This window comes from Sphingobium sp., assembly GCA_035196065.1.
In the GTDB taxonomy this organism is placed as follows: domain Bacteria; phylum Pseudomonadota; class Alphaproteobacteria; order Sphingomonadales; family Sphingomonadaceae; genus Sphingorhabdus_B; species Sphingorhabdus_B rara.
On sequence record CP136575.1, the window covers coordinates 1,450,223 to 1,469,064 of the forward strand.

At 57.9% G+C, this 18,842-nt stretch carries 19 protein-coding genes and 1 other RNA gene; 12 read left to right on the forward strand and 8 right to left on the reverse strand.

Annotated elements, in window-relative coordinates; translation table 11 throughout:
- Positions 1 to 12: 12 nt before the first annotated feature.
- From hisA to RSE16_07115, 5 genes are all read left to right on the forward strand, one after another.
- Positions 13 to 741, forward strand: coding sequence for a 1-(5-phosphoribosyl)-5-[(5-phosphoribosylamino)methylideneamino]imidazole-4-carboxamide isomerase (gene hisA / locus RSE16_07095; protein ID WRH77219.1), 729 nt, complete (start codon positions 13 to 15; stop codon positions 739 to 741).
- Entirely contained in the window at positions 738 to 1,505 is a 768-nt protein-coding gene (gene hisF / locus RSE16_07100) for an imidazole glycerol phosphate synthase subunit HisF (protein WRH77220.1), read from the forward strand. The genes hisA and hisF overlap by 4 nt, the downstream gene beginning before the upstream one ends.
- 179 nt (positions 1,506 to 1,684) lie before the next feature.
- A complete protein-coding gene (gene groES / locus RSE16_07105; GenBank protein ID WRH77221.1) occupies positions 1,685 to 1,972 on the forward strand; it encodes a co-chaperone GroES in 288 nt (95 codons plus the stop codon).
- Positions 1,973 to 2,044: 72 nt separating this feature from the next.
- Positions 2,045 to 3,688: a chaperonin GroEL gene (groL, locus tag RSE16_07110; GenBank protein ID WRH77222.1), complete on the forward strand. Its 1,644-nt coding sequence runs from the start codon at positions 2,045 to 2,047 to the stop codon at positions 3,686 to 3,688.
- A gap of 95 nt (positions 3,689 to 3,783) precedes the next feature.
- Entirely contained in the window at positions 3,784 to 4,335 is a 552-nt protein-coding gene (locus RSE16_07115) for a pseudouridine synthase (protein ID WRH77223.1), read from the forward strand.
- Here the strand turns inward: RSE16_07115 and phoB are convergent.
- The 8 genes from phoB to RSE16_07155 all read right to left on the reverse strand — a co-directional run bounded on the left by phoB (position 4,332) and on the right by RSE16_07155 (position 11,362).
- Positions 4,332 to 5,015 (reverse strand): phosphate regulon transcriptional regulator PhoB, encoded by a 684-nt coding sequence (gene phoB, locus RSE16_07120; protein ID WRH77224.1) that lies wholly within the window; start codon positions 5,013 to 5,015, stop codon positions 4,332 to 4,334. The two genes, RSE16_07115 and phoB, sit on opposite strands and share 4 nt — an antisense overlap.
- Positions 5,012 to 5,701, reverse strand: a complete 690-nt coding sequence (gene phoU / locus RSE16_07125; protein WRH77225.1) for a phosphate signaling complex protein PhoU — start codon at positions 5,699 to 5,701, stop codon at positions 5,012 to 5,014. The genes phoB and phoU overlap by 4 nt, the downstream gene beginning before the upstream one ends.
- Before the next feature lie 11 nt (positions 5,702 to 5,712).
- Positions 5,713 to 6,477, reverse strand: coding sequence for a phosphate ABC transporter ATP-binding protein PstB (pstB, locus tag RSE16_07130; GenBank protein WRH77226.1), 765 nt, complete (start codon positions 6,475 to 6,477; stop codon positions 5,713 to 5,715).
- Between the two features lie 13 nt (positions 6,478 to 6,490).
- On the reverse strand, positions 6,491 to 7,372 hold the full coding sequence (gene pstA / locus RSE16_07135) for a phosphate ABC transporter permease PstA (GenBank protein WRH77227.1): 882 nt from the start codon (positions 7,370 to 7,372) through the stop codon (positions 6,491 to 6,493).
- Positions 7,365 to 8,747, reverse strand: a complete 1,383-nt coding sequence (gene pstC / locus RSE16_07140) for a phosphate ABC transporter permease subunit PstC (protein ID WRH77228.1) — start codon at positions 8,745 to 8,747, stop codon at positions 7,365 to 7,367. Before pstC ends, pstA begins: the two co-directional genes overlap by 8 nt.
- A 20-nt stretch (positions 8,748 to 8,767) precedes the next feature.
- A complete protein-coding gene (locus tag RSE16_07145; GenBank protein WRH77229.1) occupies positions 8,768 to 9,811 on the reverse strand; it encodes a substrate-binding domain-containing protein in 1,044 nt (347 codons plus the stop codon).
- 63 nt (positions 9,812 to 9,874) lie between these two features.
- Positions 9,875 to 10,864 (reverse strand): ATP-binding protein, encoded by a 990-nt coding sequence (locus RSE16_07150; protein ID WRH77230.1) that lies wholly within the window; start codon positions 10,862 to 10,864, stop codon positions 9,875 to 9,877.
- A 153-nt stretch (positions 10,865 to 11,017) separates the two neighbouring features.
- The gene (locus tag RSE16_07155) at positions 11,018 to 11,362 is read right to left on the reverse strand and encodes a PilZ domain-containing protein (GenBank protein ID WRH77231.1); all 345 of its coding nucleotides are present in this window, start codon (positions 11,360 to 11,362) and stop codon (positions 11,018 to 11,020) included.
- A 163-nt stretch (positions 11,363 to 11,525) separates the two neighbouring features.
- On the opposite strand from RSE16_07155, the gene ffs reads away from it, so the two are divergent.
- From ffs to RSE16_07190, 7 genes are all read left to right on the forward strand, one after another.
- Positions 11,526 to 11,620: signal recognition particle sRNA small type (ffs, locus tag RSE16_07160), an RNA gene on the forward strand.
- A gap of 112 nt (positions 11,621 to 11,732) precedes the next feature.
- On the forward strand, positions 11,733 to 13,007 hold the full coding sequence (ribB, locus tag RSE16_07165; protein ID WRH77232.1) for a 3,4-dihydroxy-2-butanone-4-phosphate synthase: 1,275 nt from the start codon (positions 11,733 to 11,735) through the stop codon (positions 13,005 to 13,007).
- Positions 13,008 to 13,012: 5 nt separating this feature from the next.
- Positions 13,013 to 13,432, forward strand: a complete 420-nt coding sequence (gene ribH, locus RSE16_07170) for a 6,7-dimethyl-8-ribityllumazine synthase (GenBank protein WRH77233.1) — start codon at positions 13,013 to 13,015, stop codon at positions 13,430 to 13,432.
- Between the two features lie 72 nt (positions 13,433 to 13,504).
- On the forward strand, positions 13,505 to 15,112 hold the full coding sequence (locus RSE16_07175; protein WRH77234.1) for an AbgT family transporter: 1,608 nt from the start codon (positions 13,505 to 13,507) through the stop codon (positions 15,110 to 15,112).
- A 61-nt stretch (positions 15,113 to 15,173) separates the two neighbouring features.
- A complete protein-coding gene (locus tag RSE16_07180; protein WRH77235.1) occupies positions 15,174 to 15,296 on the forward strand; it encodes a hypothetical protein in 123 nt (40 codons plus the stop codon).
- A 62-nt stretch (positions 15,297 to 15,358) separates the two neighbouring features.
- Complete coding sequence (locus tag RSE16_07185) at positions 15,359 to 16,957, forward strand: carboxyl transferase domain-containing protein (GenBank protein WRH77236.1); 1,599 nt, start codon at positions 15,359 to 15,361, stop codon at positions 16,955 to 16,957.
- Between the two features lie 5 nt (positions 16,958 to 16,962).
- Positions 16,963 to 18,819, forward strand: coding sequence for an acetyl/propionyl/methylcrotonyl-CoA carboxylase subunit alpha (locus RSE16_07190; GenBank protein WRH77237.1), 1,857 nt, complete (start codon positions 16,963 to 16,965; stop codon positions 18,817 to 18,819).
- The last annotated feature ends 23 nt before the right edge of the window (positions 18,820 to 18,842 follow it).

Below are 18,842 nucleotides of genomic sequence, written 5' to 3' on the forward strand. Positions count from 1 at the left end.
GAAAGATTTGGCATGATAGTCTTCCCCGCAATTGATCTGAAGGGTGGTCAGGTTGTCCGTCTTGCCGAAGGCGATATGGATCGGGCGACCGTCTATGCCGATGACCCGGCAGCACAGGCCCTTCTCTTTGCAGAGGCCGGTGCAGAGCATCTGCACGTTGTTGATCTTGATGGCGCTTTTGCAGGCAAACCGGAAAATGCCGAGGCGGTCGAGTATATCATCGAAAATTTCCCCGGCTATGTGCAACTGGGCGGCGGCATACGCAATCGTCAGACCGTGGAACGCTGGTTCGATCTCGGTGTGGCGCGATTGGTGATTGGCACCGCGGCGCTGAAGGACCCGCTATTCGTCAAGGATATGGCGCGCGAATTTGAAAATGGCATCGTCGTCGCCGTAGATGCGCGCGACGGTTTTGTTGCGACTGAGGGCTGGGCGGAAAAATCGGACATGCCGGTGATCGATCTTGCCCGCCGCTTCGAGGATGCAGGCGTCGCCAGCCTGCTCTTCACCGATGTCGGACGTGACGGGATGCTTACCGGTTGCAATATCGAAGCAACGGTCGATTTGGCCCGCGCGGTCGATATTCCCGTGATTGCTAGCGGTGGCGTGAAGGGTATCGACGAAATCCATGTCCTTGCGCTGCATGCGCAAGACGGGATTGAAGGCGTGATTACCGGCCGCGCGATTTATGACGGACGGCTCGATCTGGCGACGGCAATCAGGATGGCGAAACGCGGATGACAGTCCGCATCCGCGTCATTCCCTGTCTCGATGTTGCCAATGGCCGGGTGGTCAAGGGCGTGAATTTTGTCGACCTGAAGGACGCCGGCGATCCGGTCGAGCAGGCCAAGGCCTATGATCAGGCGGGTGCGGACGAATTGTGCTTCCTCGATATCACTGCAAGCCATGAAGGGCGCGATACGATCCTCGATGTCGTTCGCCGCACCGCAGAAGTCTGCTTCATGCCGTTGACCGTTGGCGGCGGTGTGCGCAGTGCTGAAGATGCGCGGGCATTATTGCTCGCTGGGGCGGACAAGGTCGCCGTTAACAGTGCGGCGGTCGCGCGGCCAGAGGTCGTTGCCGATATCGCCGAACGTTTCGGCAGTCAGTGTGTCGTCGCCTCAGTCGATGCCAAGCGCTGGTCCGACGGGCGCGACGGGTGGGAGATTTTCACCCATGGCGGACGCAAACCGACCGGAATCGATGCCGTCGAACATGCACTGAAACTGGCCGAATTGGGTGCGGGCGAATTGCTCGTGACCAGTATGGATCGCGACGGCACAAAGATTGGCTTTGATCTGGATTTGACGCGCACCATTGCCGATGCGGTTGCCGTTCCGGTGATTGCAAGTGGCGGCGTTGGAACGCTCGACCATCTGGTTGACGGCGTGACCATAGGGCATGCCAGTGCGGTGCTTGCCGCGTCAATCTTCCACTTTGGCACATACAGCATCGCCGAAGCGCATGCCGCGTTGCGGGCTGCGGGATTGCCGGCGCGAAGCTGAACGCCGGATTACAAAAAATTCGATTCTTCCCCTTGATCGAGCGCGGCAAACGCTTATCTGGGCTGCAGTTAGCACTCGATCTGCTTGAGTGCTAATCGCGATTCAGGTGCGGGGAGGGGCTTTCTTTTTCCGGAAAGCCCGTCGCGCCACCAACTGGAAAAAAAAGGAAAGGTTCAAAAATGGCATTTCGTCCGTTGCATGACCGCGTCCTCGTCCGCCGCGTCGAGGCCGAAGAAAAAACTGCTGGCGGGATCATCATCCCCGATAGCGCTAAGGAAAAGCCCCAAGAAGGCGAAGTCGTTGCCGTTGGTGAGGGAGCCTATAATGAAGATGGCGACCGCATTAAGCCCGATGTGAAGGCTGGCGACCGCGTATTGTTCGGCAAATGGTCGGGCACCGAAGTCAAGGTCGACGGTGAAGAACTGCTGATCATGAAGGAATCTGACATTCTGGGGATCGTTGGCTGAACCCAGCCCGGAACAGGGGGTGGTTTGCCCTCTACTTTCTGAAGAATCCGCCAATTTTTGAAGGAAAATGACATGGCTGCAAAAGACGTAAAATTTGGCCGCGACGCGCGTGAGCGCATCCTTCGCGGTGTCGACATCCTCGCCGATGCGGTGAAGGTGACCCTTGGCCCCAAGGGCCGCAATGTCGTAATCGACAAGAGCTTTGGTGCGCCCCGCATCACCAAGGACGGCGTTACCGTCGCCAAGGAAATCGAACTTAAGGACAAGTTCGAAAATATGGGTGCACAGATGCTGCGCGAAGTCGCCTCGAAGGCGAATGACGCAGCCGGTGACGGCACCACTACGGCGACCGTACTTGCCCAGGCGATTGTTCGCGAAGGCATGAAGTCGGTTGCTGCCGGCATGAACCCGATGGATCTGAAGCGCGGCATCGACCAGGCTGTTACGGTCGTCGTCGAAGATCTGAAGAAGCGCTCTACCCCGGTTGCCGGTACGGGCGAAATCGCCCAGGTTGGCATCATTTCGGCCAATGGCGATCGTGAAGTCGGTGAGAAAATTGCTGAAGCCATGGAAAAGGTCGGCAAGGAAGGCGTAATCACCGTTGAAGAAGCCAAGGGCCTCGAGTTCGAACTCGATGTCGTTGAAGGCATGCAGTTCGACCGCGGTTATCTGTCGCCCTACTTCATCACCAACACCGAAAAGATGCAGGTCGAGCTCGATAACCCCTATATCCTGATCCACGAAAAGAAGCTGTCGAACCTGCAAGCCATGCTGCCGGTTCTCGAAGCTGTGGTGCAGGCAGGTCGTCCGCTCCTCATCATCGCAGAAGACGTCGAAGGCGAAGCGCTGGCAACCCTGGTTGTCAACAAGCTGCGCGGTGGCCTGAAGATTGCTGCCGTGAAGGCTCCGGGCTTTGGCGATCGTCGCAAAGCGATGCTCGAAGACATTGCGATCCTGACCAAGGGTGAGATGATCAGCGAAGATCTGGGCATCAAGCTCGAGTCGGTTACGCTCGGCATGCTCGGTCAGGCCAAGCGCGTCACCATCGACAAGGACAACACCACCATCGTCGACGGTGCCGGTGACGCCGAAGCGATCAAGGGCCGCGTCGAAGCTATCCGTGCGCAGATCGAAACCACCACCAGCGATTATGATCGTGAAAAGCTGCAGGAACGTCTTGCCAAGCTCGCTGGCGGCGTTGCCGTCATCAAGGTTGGCGGTGCGACCGAAGTCGAAGTCAAGGAGCGCAAGGACCGCGTTGACGATGCGCTGCACGCAACCCGTGCAGCAGTGGAAGAAGGTATCGTCCCCGGCGGTGGTACTGCGTTGCTCTACGCCACCAAGGCTCTTGATGGCCTGAAGGGTGCAAATGACGACCAGACCCGTGGTATCGACATCATCCGCAAGGCAATCATGGCTCCTGTCCGTCAGATCGCGGAAAATGCCGGCCATGACGGTGCGGTTGTATCGGGCAACCTGCTGCGCGAAGGCAATCAGGAGCAGGGCTTCAACGCTGCGACTGACACCTACGAGAACCTGAAGGCTTCAGGCGTTATCGACCCGACCAAGGTTGTGCGCACGGCGCTGCAGGATGCAGCATCGGTTGCCAGCCTGCTCATCACCACCGAAGCGACCATTGCGGACGCTCCGGAAGACAAGGCCCCGGCAATGCCGATGGGCGGTGGCATGGGCGGTATGGGCGGCATGGATTTCTAAATCCACCGCTCAGTTCAGGCTGAAACGGAATAAGAGGCCGGTGGGGAAACTCGCCGGCCTTTTTCCTTGCCCACGTTGCTGTTAGAACCCTGCCTGTGTCCCGTCTGATCCTCTTCAACAAGCCTTATGGCGTGCTTCCCCAGTTTACCGACAAGGGAACTGAAGGATCGCCGCGTCCCACGCTGTCGGCCTTTATCGACGTCCCCAATGTCTATCCCGCCGGGCGGCTTGATATGGATAGTGAGGGGCTGATGCTATTGACCGACGATGGCCGATTACAGGCACAGATCGCTGATCCGCGACACAAAATGCCTAAATGCTATCTGGTACAGGTTGAGGGCGCAGTTGGTGACGATGCTCTCCAAAAACTTCGTAGTGGGTTCAAGCTCAATGACGGAATGACTTTGCCCGCATTGGCCGAAGCGATCGAGCCGCCCGCTCTTTGGCCACGCGATCCACCGATCCGCGTGCGAAAGACAGTTCCCGATAGCTGGATAAGGCTTACGATACGGGAAGGGCGCAACCGGCAGGTCCGACGGATGACTGCTGCAGTCGGGTACCCCACTCTGCGGCTCGTACGTTGGTCTGTCGGTGACTGGAGTGTCGAGGGGCTGCCCCCCGGGAAATGGCGAGACTTAAGACTTTAGCCGTCCATGGCATATCCGACCGAACGAATTGTCCGGATCGGATCGTCCTTGCCAGGCAGTTCGATCGCGCTGCGCAGGCGCCGGATATGAACGTCAACAGTCCGTAGTTCGATATCGCTATCATGCCCCCAGACAGCATCGAGCAACTGGCTGCGGGATTGCGCGCGACCGGGGCGTTCCATGAAATGCCGCAACAAACGGAATTCGGTGGGGCCAAGCATGATCTGTTGTCCGTCCCGCTTAACCCGCACTGCAACTGGATCCAGCTCGATATCGCCTACGACCAGCATACTGCCCGTCATCGCCGGACGTGTGCGGCGCATCACCGCTTCCACACGCGCTTTTAACTCACGCGGACTGAAGGGCTTGGTGACATAATCGTCTGCTCCCGTCTCCAACCCCCGGATGCGATCCTCTTCCTCACCCCGGGCGGTGAGCATGATGACAGGTATCTCCGCCGTTTCACGCCTTTTGCGCAGACGCCGACACACTTCGATACCCGGCATCTGCTCGATCATCCAGTCAAGGATGATGATATCCGGGACGAATTCCTCCGCAAGCAGCAATGCTTCCTCACCGTCGGCAGTCTGGGCCACTTCGTAGCCGGCGCTCTTGAAATTCCATTCGAGCAGTTCGGCGAGGGCTGGCTCATCCTCTACGATCAGGATGCGCGGTGTCATTTTTCGCCGTCTTCGATGAATCCGCGATCCGTGAAATAGCGCCCGGTTGCCGCGTAGAAGACCATTTCTGCAACATTGGTCGCATGGTCGCCGATGCGTTCCAGATTGCGCGCAACAAACAAAAGTTGCGCTGCGCTGCTGATTGTCGCGGGGTTTTCCATCATGTGCGAAACAAGGTTGCGAAAGATCGAATTGTAGAAGTTGTCGAGCTTTTCATCACGCTCGATAACGTCGACGGCAAGTTGTTGATCGCGTGACGCATAGGCATTCAGCACGTCGCGCACCATGCCCTGCGCAATCTCGCCCATTGCAGGGATCAGGGTAAGTGGTTCAAATTTTTTCTGTCGTTCGATCTCGCCGACGCGCTTGGCAATGTTTTTTGAATAGTCGCCGATCCGCTCGACTACGCCGGAAATCTTCAGCGCGGCGATCACGTCGCGCAGGTCGTCAGCCATCGGCGCACGGAGTGCGATGATGCGCACGGCCAGTTGGTCAACTTCTGCTTCGAGTGCGTCCAGTTTCGCGTCGCCCGCAACCACCGATCGTGCAAGTTCTTCATCATGATTGATCAGCGCGTCGACAGCGCGACCGATGGAGATTTCGGCGATGCCACCCATTTCGGCGATAAGGCCGCGCAGCTGGGTGATTTCATTGTCAAATGCCTTGACGGTATGCTGTTCAGCCATCGAATAAACTCCTAGCCGTAACGGCCTGTAATATAATCCTGGGTGCGCTGTTCGCGCGGATTGGTGAATATGTCCGAGGTTTCACCATATTCGACAATATTGCCGAGATGGAAAAAGGCAGTGCGCTGCGATACGCGGGCTGCCTGTTGCATGGAATGGGTGACGATCACGATCGCATAACGGCCTTTAAGTTCGTCGATTAATTCTTCGATGCGAGCGGTCGCAATCGGGTCAAGTGCCGAGCAGGGTTCGTCCATCAAGATGACTTCAGGGCTCACCGCGATTGCACGCGCGATGCAAAGGCGTTGCTGTTGTCCGCCGGACAGGGCCGTGCCGGCATCCGTCAGTCGATCCTTTACCTCGTCCCAAAGGCCAGCGCGGCGCAGCGATTTTTCGACGATGGCATCCATATCTGCCTTGGTTGCGGCAAGGCCGTGGATGCGCGGGCCATAAGCGACATTTTCGTAGATCGACTTGGGAAATGGATTCGGCTTCTGGAACACCATGCCGACGCGGGCGCGCAGCTGCACGACATCCATTGTGTTACCGTAAATGTCTTCGCCGTCCAGATCGATCGTTCCTTCAACGCGGCACGACGGAATGGTATCGTTCATGCGGTTCAGCGTCCGCAGGAAAGTGGACTTGCCGCAACCTGACGGTCCGATGAAAGCCGTGACATGTTCGGTCGCGATGTCGATCGAGACATTGTTGATGGCCTGTTTCGATCCATAATAGACGGATACGTCGCGGGCAGAGATTTTTGTTGTTTCAGTCATTGGTTAAACCCGTTCACCAGCGCGTTTCAAAGCGGTTGCGGAGATAGATGGCAAGGCCGTTCATCAACAGCAGGACGAACAACAGCACGATGATTGCGGCGGATGTATTCTGCACAAAACCTTGGTCGACTTCGTCGGACCAAAGGAAGATCTGCATTGGTAACACCGAAGAAGGTTCGGTGATGCTGCCCGGAGGGGTCGAAACAAAGGCGCGCATGCCGATCATCAGCAACGGCGCTGTTTCACCCAGAGCGCGCGCCATGCCGATGATCGTTCCGGTTAGAATGCCGGGCAGGGCAAGCGGAAGAACATGGTGGAAAACCGTCTGCATCGGGCTGGCACCGACGGCGAGGGCTGCATCCCGAATGGATGGCGGAACCGACTTGATAGCATTCCGGCCGGCGATGACAATGACCGGCATGGTCATCAACGCGAGCGTCAGGCCGCCAACGAGGGGGGATGAACGGGGCAGGTGGGCAAGCTGGATGAACACGGCCAAGCCCAAAAGTCCGAAAATGATCGACGGCACGGCAGCGAGGTTGTTGATAGATACTTCAACCAAATCCACCCAGCGCTTTTTCGGGGCAAATTCCTCCAGATAGATTGCGGCGAGAACGCTGGTCGGGAAAGCGAGACCAAGCGTCACGACCATAGTCAGGATGGATCCCTTGGCCGAGCTCCATACGCCGGCGACGTCGGGGTTGGTCGAGTCGGAACCGGTAAGGAATGCCCAGTCGATCCCCGCAAGGCCGTTTTTGAACATCGTAAAGAGCAGGAACGCCAGAAATGACAGCGATAACAATATCGCCGCAAAACCGATGGCCTTGAACCGCCTTTCGGCGGCGTAGCGTTTTTTCAGGCGCTTTGTGGCCTCAGGGGATTGCCAATTACTCATATGCCTCCCGGAAGCGCTTCACAACGCGCAGGGCAATAATGTTGAGAGCGAGCGTCACTAAGAACAGCACCAGGCCGAGTGCGAACGCCGCCAATGTCGTCGGATGATCGAAGCTGCCTTCGCCGGTCAGCAGTGCAGCGATCTGGTAGGTGACGGTGGTCATGCGATCGAACGGATTGGCTGACAGGTTGGCAGATGCGCCGGCCGCCATATAAACAATCATCGTTTCACCGATGGCGCGGCTGATGGCGAGCATGATCCCGGCGACAATCCCCGGCAGCGCCGCAGGAATTAGCACCCTTTTGATCGTTTCTGATGTGGTCGCGCCCATAGCCAGCGAACCGTCCCGCATGGCCTGCGGCACGGCAGCGATACTGTCATCGGCCATTGACGATACAAAGGGGATAATCATCACGCCCATCACCAAGCCTGCAGCAAGCGCGCTTTCGGTCGAAGGGTTGTTGATGCCAATTGCCAGTGCAAAATCGCGAATGAGCGGAGCGGCGGTCAGCGCCGCGAAATAGCCGTAAACGACGGTCGGAATGCCGGCGAGTATTTCAAGGATCGGTTTCAATATGCTGCGCGCGCGCGGGCTTGCATATTGCGTCAGATAAATCGCGCTCATCAAGCCGAAAGGAATGGCCACGACCATCGCGATTACGGCACCAATGAAGAAAGTGCCCCAGAAAAGCGGTACTGCGCCCAGATCCTTGCCCATATCTACATTGGCCGAAGCCATCGTGTCGGGCGTCCAGTTCGTACCGAACAGGAAGTCGATCGGGCTGACCATCGAGAAGAAGCGCCCGGTTTCGAAGATGAGTGAAGCGATGATGCCGAATGTCGTCACGATCGCCACGAAGGAAGCGATGAGCAGCGCGAACATGACAAGCCGCTCGACGCGTTCGCGCGCGGGGAAGGTCGCCCGGATGCGGGTGAAAGCGTAACCGCCGCCAGCCAAAGCAATGACAAGCGCCATCAGTCCGCCAATGATCCCATAGCGGCTTTTCGCCTCTGCAATGACTGGTGCTAGATCACGCGCCAGCGGATCCGTGGCAAATGCATTAGGATTTCCGGCGATCGAATAAGCTTCGCCTAGGATCGACTGACGCTGCAGATCAAAAGCCGGCAGTTGCTGGGCCAATGGATGCGCAAGTACAGCCTGATCGACCAGTGCTGGGGCGATAACTGACCATATCCACACCGCAATTAGAGCCGGTACGACGGTCCATATCCCGACGTAAAATCCATAATGCTGCGGCAGCGCAAGCCGAAGCTTGCCCCGTGTTGGTGCGAAATGCGCTGCCTTTGCACGTGAAATGGCCCAGGCGATAAAGCCCAGGCCAATCACTGCAAAGAGGACGAACGTTGTTGGCATTAGCCCCCTCTACGAACCGATTATTTCAGTTCCGATGTTTCCATAAGGGTCATCTTCTTGACCACCTCGGCATTCTTGGTGCGGACGTCTTCAGGAGCAACAACCATGCCCTTTTGCTGAAGCGCGCCATCTGGACCCCAAGATGTGACGAACTGGTTCAAGAACGAATCGATGCCCTTGATCGCCTTCACATGCGCTGCCTTCACATAAAGGTAAAGCGGGCGCGCACCGGGGTAGGAGAAATCGGCAACGGTCGCAAAGGTCGGCATCACGCCTGACATCGGCACAGCCTTGATCTTGTCGCTGTTTTCTTCAAGGAATGAGAAACCGAACACGCCGATTGACTTCGGGTTGGCAGCGATTTTCTGGACGATCAGATTGTCATTTTCGCCTTGGTCGACATAGGCACCGTCCGTGCGCACCTTGGTGCAGACTTCCTTATGCTTGTCCTTGTCGCTGTCCTTCAGCGCCTTCATTGCAGGGTCGGTATCGCAGCCCTTCGTCAGGATGAGTTCTGACAGCGCGTCACGCGTGCCAGAGGTCGACGGCGGACCGTAAACGAGGATCGGAATTGCCGGCAGAGCGGGATTCACGTCGCTCCAGTTCTTTGCGGTCTGCGGCTTGCCGAACGGATTGGCGGCGAGGGCCTTGTAAACGTCGGTCGGTGTCAGTGCCATTTTCGGACCGGCATTGGCTTCAGCAAAGGCGATCCCGTCCAGGCCGATCTGGACTTCGATGATGTCGGTGACGCCGCTTTTCTGGCACTCCTCGAACTCCGATTTCTTCATGCGACGCGAAGCCATGGTGATATCGGGGTGCTGCGAACCGATGCCTGCGCAGAACAATTTCATGCCGGCGCCGGTTCCCGTCGATTCGATCACAGGTGATTTAATTCCACCTTCGGCCTTGGTCGCTGCTTCGGCGATGATTTCTGCGAAAGGCGAAACGGTTGACGAGCCGACAACGCGGATGAAATCGCGCGTTCCCTCGCCAGTATTTCCGCCGCAAGCCGACACGGCTAGCGCCGCGACCGATGCCATTACGATATAACCCCATTTGCGCATTTGCTTGTCCCTTTCAATTTCGTGCGTCGCTCAAATGCGACAGTTTGATTACAGTTTTAAGACTCAATCCTGAATCAGTTGCGGCAGCATGATTGTAGCCGTGGTTCCTTCGCCAATCCTGCTCTTGATATCAAAGCGGCCACGGTGCCGTTCGACAATGTGCTTGACGATGGCAAGGCCCAGACCAGTACCCCCCGCAGCGCGGCTACGCCCGGCGTCGGCACGGTAAAAGCGCTCTGTCAGTCTTGGCAGATGTTCGGGCGCTATGCCTTCGCCATGATCTTCGATAGCGATGCTGACCCAGCCATGATCGGTGGCCTCGATCCGGATCATTGCTGCCTTTTCTGTCGTGCCATATTTTTCTGCATTGTCGACGAGATTGCGGATCGCTTGGGCCAATTGCGGCGCGTCACCTGCAACCAATACCTTGCTATTGTCGGTTTCCAGCGTGAATGCCGGATTGCGTGTTTGTTCTGCCAACACTTCGCGGCACAGTGCCACAATATCAACTTCGGTTGATGGTATTTCATGGCGGATGGCTTCGATCCGCGACAGCGACATCAGGTCGGAAACAAGCGCTTCCATCCGCGCTGCCTCACGCTTGATGGTCGTCAGGAATTGGTGGCGTGTTTGCGGATCGTCGCCGGCTTTCGGATCAAGTAGCGTTTCGACATATCCGCGAATGGCGGCAAGCGGCGTTCGCAGTTCATGGCTCGCATTTGCAACGAAATCAGCGTGCGCGCGCGCGACGCTTACCTGAACCGACTGGTCCTGCAGGGTTATCAGCCCGACTTTATCGTTGAGCATGCTGTAGCGCATTTCCCAGACGCTACCCTTTACGGAAAGACCTACCAGTCGGACGTTGCCGCTCTGCCCGGTCTTGATGAGTCGCAGTGCCTCCGGATCGCGCAAGGCGATGCGAATATCCTGCTGCTCGATATGGCTGCCAAGGAGGGCTTGTGCAGCGCTGTTGGCAAAATGCACCCTTTCGTCAATCACAAGCAGAATCGGCAATTCGATCAGGGCGAGATATTTTAAAGGGTCGTTAGCCATCACTGTCGCTATCCTCGGCCTTGCTGCCCGAATCATGTTCAGGTGAGCAGAACAGTAAGGCTATCACAACGGTTTAGCGCAGCGGAATGTTACAGCTTGATGACATTTATGCGACGATAGAAGGCCGGATTTGTCAAACTGGCAAAGCCGGGGTCAGGAAAAGGCGAAGCGCCGCATTATCGAATCGACAACTGCAACATTAAGGAGGCTTGCAAAAGCGCAGCCGACTCCCCCGCTATTGTTCCAGACCAGTTGCGCCTCAATTGGTGACAGCCCGGGCAAGGCCAGCCAGCAGCGGGCTCCCGGCGGCATTCCTGTCAGTGCCTCGCACTGAAAACCGGCGACCGACAGGTCGGTGACGACAACCGCAAAGCCGGTGCTGCCCGACGGACGCAGCAGAGCAGGAATTCGAATCTTAATGCGCGGAGCGCAGCGATCTTCGAGTGCAACGCTTTCGGGGCGCAGCAAGGCTGGATTAATGGTGTCGCTGGTATCCATGGCAATCATCCTTTCGGCCGCGAAAGAATGACCGGACAGGGTGAATCAACCGCGTCGGAACGCGGATAATGCAGGATTAACTCGCCAAGTTGCTGCGATCGGACGGGATTTTCCTGTTTGTCCCGGTGCTTGAAAAGCCACGCTGAAGCTGCCATATGCGCGTCCGGGAGTCGGATGGGCGTAGTCGTCGCCAACCCGGTCAGGTCCTGACGGAAGCAGCCGTAACGATATTTCTGCGGGTCATCCGGCTCCTATTATACCCCAAAAGGGCGCGCCTTCATTCAGATGTGAATATTGTTTTTGACAATCACATTGCGGTGTGAAAGAGCCCGCGGAGTAAAGGCTTCTATAGCCGACTCCGGGGGATCTCATGTCCAGTCAGTTAATTGATAAGCTTCGCCGCCTTGTAAATGAAGGTGGTTTGTCCCGTTCGGGTCTTGCGCGTGCCGCAGGCCTGCATGCCAATACATTGCGTGATCTTGATGCGCCTGATTGGAATCCTACGGCGGATACGCTGCGTAAGCTGGAGAGCTATCTTTTCTCGAATGATGACACGCCGGCGCTGGTGCCGATCGAGGAAATCATCGAGGAAGCCCGCAACGGGCGCATGTATATTCTTGTCGATGACGAGGACCGGGAGAATGAGGGCGACCTTATCATTCCGGCGCAAATGGCGACGCCCGATGCAATCAATTTCATGGCAACGCATGGCCGAGGCCTCATCTGCCTTGCAATGACCAGATCGCGTTGCAATCAACTAGGCCTTGCACCCATGACCAGCGAAAATCGCGAAAGCATGGAAACGGCTTTCACCGTCTCGATCGAGGCGAAAGAAGGGGTAACCACCGGAATCAGTGCTGCTGATCGCGCGCGGACCATTTCGGTCGCGGTCGACGCTTCCAAGGGGCCTGCCGATATTGTCTCGCCCGGCCATGTCTTTCCGCTAACTGCCCGCGATGGCGGCGTGCTGGTGCGGGCAGGCCACACCGAGGCGGCGGTCGACATCAGCCGCCTCGCCGGCCTTAATCCCTCAGGCGTGATCTGCGAAATCATGAAGGATGATGGTACGATGGCCCGGATGGACGACCTTGTCGCCTTTGCCCGGCTGCACCAGCTGAAGATGGGTACAATCCGCGACCTCATCGAATATCGTCGGCGCAACGATCATCTGGTTGAATGTGTTTCCGAAGCGCCGTTCCGTTCGGATTATGGCGGCGATTGGGTGGCGAAAAGCTATCGCAACAAGATCGACGGCAGCGTCAATATCGTGCTGCAAAAGGGACGCGTCATCGCCGACGAACCGACACTGGTACGCATGCACGGCATTTCTATATTTTCCGACGTGCTTGGTGCGCCTGGTCCGCGCAAGCGCATCCTGCAGCGTGCGATGGAGGAAATCGGCAAGGTCGGTGCTGGAGCGATCGTGTTGCTGATGCCGCATAATCCTGAAAGCCTGACCGCTGAAGTGGGCGGATCAGGCGGACGTCGTCCTGACATGGACCTGAGGGCCTATGGCATTGGCGCGCAGATCCTTGCCGATCTTGGCATTCACGACATGATCCTCCTCACAAATGCACACCGTAATGTTGTCGGCCTTGATGGCTATGGCATTCGCGTCGTGGGCGAACGGCCGATACCGGAGTAAGAGCAATGGCAAAATTTCTCATCGTAGAAGCACGATTTTACGATCATCTCAATGACATGCTGGTCGCGGGTGCACATGCTGCGCTGAAAGCTGCCGGGCATGAGGTCGATGTCGTCACCGTTCCAGGCGCGCTTGAAATTCCCAGTGCAATCGTGCTGGCCGATCAGAGCGACATGTATGACGGTTATGTCGCGATTGGCGTCGTCATCCGCGGCGAAACCTATCATTTCGAAATCGTTGCCGGCGAAAGCGCGCGCGGTATCATGGCGCTGACGATGGACGGACTCGCGATCGGCAACGGCATTCTCACCGTTGAAAATGAACAGCAGGCTCTCGTCCGCGCTGACCCGACCCAGAGAGATAAGGGCGGGGAAGCGGCGAAGGCTGCAATTGCACTGCTGGACCTGCGCAGCCGTTTCAGCTAGGCGGGAATTCAAGGGGAAATAGGGACCACGTTCACCGCGCAAGCGGTGGGCGCAAAGTTAATGGGCCCTTGAATGACAACACAATCGCAAGCATCTCCCCGCCAGCGCGGTTTCCTCGGCTTTGTCGAGCGCGCGGGCAATCTTCTTCCCGAACCAGCGATGATCTTCGTCTGGTTGATCCTGTTCCTGATGTTGCTGTCGGCACTGGGACAAGCCCTCGGCTGGTCAGCATCGCTTGCCTATACGGGCAAGGAATCACCGCAATGGGGCGTTCTCAAGGACGGGGTTCTCACTTATCGGGCCACCAGCCTCTTTTCTGAAGAGAATATCGCCCGACTTGTGACAGAAATGCCCAAGACACTCACCGGATTTGCGCCCTTGGGGCTGGTGATGACACTGATATTGGGTGCGGCCGTTGCTGAACGATCGGGTCTGTTTTCGGCGCTGATCCGCGCCAGCCTGCGCAATGCCCCGCGCATGATCCTGACCCCCATTGTCGCCGTGATCGGCATGGTTTCGCACCATGCCTCAGATGCGGCTTATGTCGTGTTCATCCCCTTGGCGGCGATCCTTTACGCAAGCGTCGGACGGCACCCGTTGGCTGGCTTGGCCGCCGCTTTTGCAGGCGTGTCTGGCGGTTTTGCCGGCAACATCACGCCGGGGCAAATGGATGTATTGTTATTCGGTTTCACGCAGGAGGCAGCGAGGATCATCGATCCCAACTGGACAATGAACCCGCTTGGCAATTGGTGGTTCATCCTGTCCATCGTTGTCGTCTTCACTCCGATCATTTGGTACATTACCGACCGGGTTGTTGAACCGCGCCTCGGCACCTGGGGTGCAGAGCCCGATGAAGAACTGAAAGCGGAGCTCGCCCGGTCGGAAGTGACGCCGGCTGAACGCCGCGGGTTGCGTGCTGCCGGTGTCGCCGCATTGCTGATAGCAGGGGCCTTTGCCGCACTCGCGCTGTGGCCGGGATACACTCCGCTGATCGACGAGACGAAGACCGGCACGGCGCAGTTGCAGCCCTTTTATGCCGCGCTAGTTGCAGGGTTTTTCCTGCTGTTCCTTATCACAGGTGTCGTATTCGGCCGCGCGGCAGGGACGGTGAAGGATTCGAAAGATGTGATCACGATGATGCAGGAAGGCGTGCGAATGCTCGCGCCCTATCTGGTGTTCGTATTTTTTGCCGCCCATTTCGTCGCAATGTTTAACTGGTCGCGGCTCGGGCCGATCTTTGCGATCGATGGCGCGCTGGTGCTGCAAGCGATGAACGTGCCAGCACCTTTGCTGCTTGCCGGCGTCCAGTTCGTGTCCTCTTTCCTTGACCTTTTCATCGGTTCGGCCGCTGCGAAATGGAGCGCGATGGCACCGGTTGTAGTCCCCAAATTCATGCTGCTGGGCATCAGCCCGGAAATGACGACAGCGGCCTATCGCATGGGGGATAGCTACACCAACATCATGACCCCGCTGATGAGCTATTTCCCGCTTATCCTAGCCTTTGCTCGGCGTTACGATAACTCGCTTGGTGTGGGTTCGCTGCTCGCGTTGATGTTGCCCTATGCGCTGACCTTCATGGCGTTCGGTATCGCGATGACAGTCGGCTGGGTCTATTTTGACTTACCCTTGGGGCCCGGCGCGCAAGTCTATTACGAGCCGCCGGTCGCAGGAGCGCGTTGATGGTCAAATTCTCCGTTCGAGCGCACGGACCATATGGTCCAACAGGCGCTCGGCGGGGACCATGACGCGCAGCAACATGCCGATACCCAAGCGTCTGCATACTGCTGTTTTGGTTTCTGGCGATGCGGCGCAGATATGGGCGATGCACCAACTTGGTGGCGACCATGAAGTCCTGTCGCAATAAAGCGTCGGATTTACAGCTAAATTTGAAATTCCTTCTGCGCCGGCGGTGGCTATAGTGGGGCTATGACCGCACCTGTGATTGCCACCGCTGTCCAGCCCGACAGCGCCGAGTATAAAGCCCGCGCCTTACATAACCGCGCCTTGGCTGCAGATTTGCGTGCCAAAGTGGCCGCGGCCGCGCTTGGTGGGCCGGAACAGCATCGCGAACGCCATATTGCACGCGGAAAGCTGCTGCCGCGAGACCGCGTCGAACGGCTGCTTGATCCCGGCGCGCCTTTCCTTGAAATTGGCCAGCTTGCGGCCAATGGCATGTATGAGGGCGATGTGCATGGGGCGAGCCTGATCACCGGCATAGGCCGCGTATCGGGACGTACCTGTATGATCCTATGCAACGATGCGACGGTTAAGGGCGGCACCTATTATCCGCTAACGGTGAAGAAACATCTCCGTGCTCAGGAAATCGCAATGGAGAACCGGCTGCCGTGCATCTATCTGGTCGATAGCGGCGGGGCCAACTTGCCGCATCAGGCGGAGGTTTTCCCTGATCGGGAGCATTTCGGACGCATCTTTTTCAACCAGGCGAACATGTCGGCAAAGGCAATCCCGCAGATTGCCTGCGTGATGGGCAGTTGCACGGCGGGCGGCGCCTATGTGCCGGCCATGTCGGACGAGACAGTGATCGTGAAGAAGCAGGGCACGATTTTCCTTGCCGGCCCGCCCTTGGTGAAAGCCGCGACGGGGGAGGAGATCAGCGCCGAGGACCTGGGCGGCGGCGATCTGCATGCGCGCAAGTCAGGTGTGGTCGACCATCTGGCCGAGAATGACGAACATGCGCTGACCATTGTGCGCGATATCGTCAGCCATCTGGGTGCGAACGAAGGATTTAAAGTCGAAGCCCGCGAACCACGACCGCCCAAATATGATCCGCAGGAACTCTACGGCATCATCCCCGAAGATGTCCGCGCACCCTATGATGTGCATGAGGTAATCGCGCGGCTCGTCGATGGCAGCGAGTTTCATGAATTCAAGGCGCTTTATGGCAGCACGCTGGTGTGCGGCTTTGCCCATATCTGGGGGACGCCGGTTGCGATCCTTGCCAATAATGGCGTGCTGTTTAGCGAGAGCGCGCAAAAGGGCACGCATTTCATCGAGCTGGCGCAGCAGCGCAAAATCCCTTTGCTGTTCCTGCAGAATATTTCCGGTTTCATGGTCGGTGGCAAATATGAGGCAGAGGGGATAGCCAAGCATGGCGCAAAGCTGGTCACTGCAGTCGCCACCGCGACTGTGCCCAAAATCACCGTGCTGATCGGCGGCAGCTTTGGCGCGGGCAATTATGGCATGTGTGGTCGGGCCTACTCGCCCCGCTTCCTGTTCAGTTGGCCCAACGCCCGCATCAGCGTGATGGGTGGAGAACAGGCCGCGAGCGTGCTGGCGACGGTCCACCGCGATGCCGCAAGCTGGAGCCCCGAACAGGCCGAAGCCTTCAAGGCCCCGATCCGTCAGAAATATGAGGATGAGGGCAATCCCTATTACGCCACCGCGCGGCTGTGGGACGATGGAGTGATCGATCCGGCACAGACAAGGGATGTGCTGGGACTAGCGCTGGCGGCGACGCTGAATGCGCCGGTTGAAGAGCGTAGCTTTGGCGTGTTCAGGATGTAATGACGATGATCCAATCCCTCCTTATCGCCAATCGCGGCGAAATCGCCTGCCGGATCATCCGCACCGCGCGTGCGATGGGAATTCGCACGGTCGCGGTCTATTCAGATGCCGATGCCGAAGCGCTGCATGTGCGCATGGCGGACGATGCGGTTCATATCGGCCCATCGCCGGCACGCGACAGCTATCTTGTTGGGCCAAGGATCATTGCCGCCGCGAAGGCTGCGGGTGCCGATGCGATTCATCCGGGCTATGGCTTCCTTTCCGAAAATGCCGAATTTGCGCAGAGCGTGATCGATGCGGGCCTCAACTGGGTTGGTCCCGATCCGGCCAGCATCACTGCCATGGGATTGAAGGACGCGGCGAAGCAATTGATGCAGCAAGCGGGCGTTCCGGTGACCCCCGGCTATATGGGAACCAATCAGGATCCGGGTTTCCTTGCCATTCAGGCAGATGCGGTGGGCTATCCGGTTTTGATCAAGGCGGTGGCCGGGGGCGGTGGCAAAGGAATGCGGCTGGTCGAATGGCCAGAGGATTTTGCCGATGCGCTGGCCAGTTGCCGACGCGAGGCGACGTCTAGTTTTGGCAATGACCATGTCCTGATTGAAAAATATATCCAGCGACCGCGTCATATCGAGGTGCAGATATTTGGCGACCGTCATGGCAACATCGTTCACCTGTTTGAACGCGACTGTTCGCTGCAGCGTCGCCACCAGAAGGTGATTGAAGAAGCGCCTGCCCCCGGGATGGATGCGGCAACGCGCGAGGCGCTTTGCGCTGCTGCCGTCCGGGCGGCAAGGGCGGTCAACTATGTCGGGGCTGGTACGGTTGAGTTTATCGCAGACGCCAGTGCGGGTCTTCGTGCTGACCGCATCTGGTTCATGGAAATGAACACCCGTTTGCAAGTCGAGCATCCAGTGACAGAAGCGATCACCGGTGTCGATCTGGTCGAATGGCAGTTGCGTGTCGCCAGCGGAGAGGTGCTGCCGATGACGCAGGATGATCTTGCGATCAATGGCTGGGCGGTCGAGGCGCGGCTGTATGCCGAAGACCCGGAAAAGGGCTTCCTGCCCTCGATCGGCGTGCTCGAACATCTGATATTGCCCGATCACCTCCGGGTCGACAGCGGCGTTGTGCAGGGCGGTACGGTTTCACCTTTTTACGACCCGATGATTGCCAAGCTGATCGCACATGGGGCTACCCGCGGCGAAGCCATATCCCGTCTAGAGGCAGGCCTCGATGACAGCGAGATCTGGCCGGTGCGCACCAATGCCGGATTCCTTAGCCAGTTGATGCAGCATCCCGATTTCCTGTCGGGCGATGTTGATACAGGTTTGATCGGGCGCGACGGTGAAGCGTTAGTCATGCCGCCCGAGGCGGAGGCAGAGGAACTTGTGGAAGTCGCCGCAAATCTGGCTTCTGCTGCCGGGCAGGGGCCTTGGAGCGCCGCACTCGGTTTCCGGCTCAATGCAGATCCGCACGCAATTGTGCGCTTGCGCGATGATCGGGGGACGCTGTTTGAGGTGCCCGTCACCGAAGTCAACGCCACTGCCCCTGCACATGACGTCCTTGTGTTTACGGCCGGTTTCGCCCGGCGTTACACGCTGGATCGGCATGAGAGCGCGCATGGCGGTGTCGCCGGCGATGGTACCATCCTGTCGCCCATGCCGGGGCGGATTATCGGGGTTGATGTGATCGTCGGGCAGGCGGTGACCAGGGGCCAAAAGCTGCTCACCCTCGAAGCGATGAAGATGGAACACACGCTGACCGCGCCGTTCGACGGAGTGGTTGCGGAGCTTAATGCCGAGGCCGGAGCGCAGGTGCAGGTCGATGCTTTACTCGCGCGGATCGAAGACGCAACTTGAGGCCAATGAAAAAGGGCCGCGAT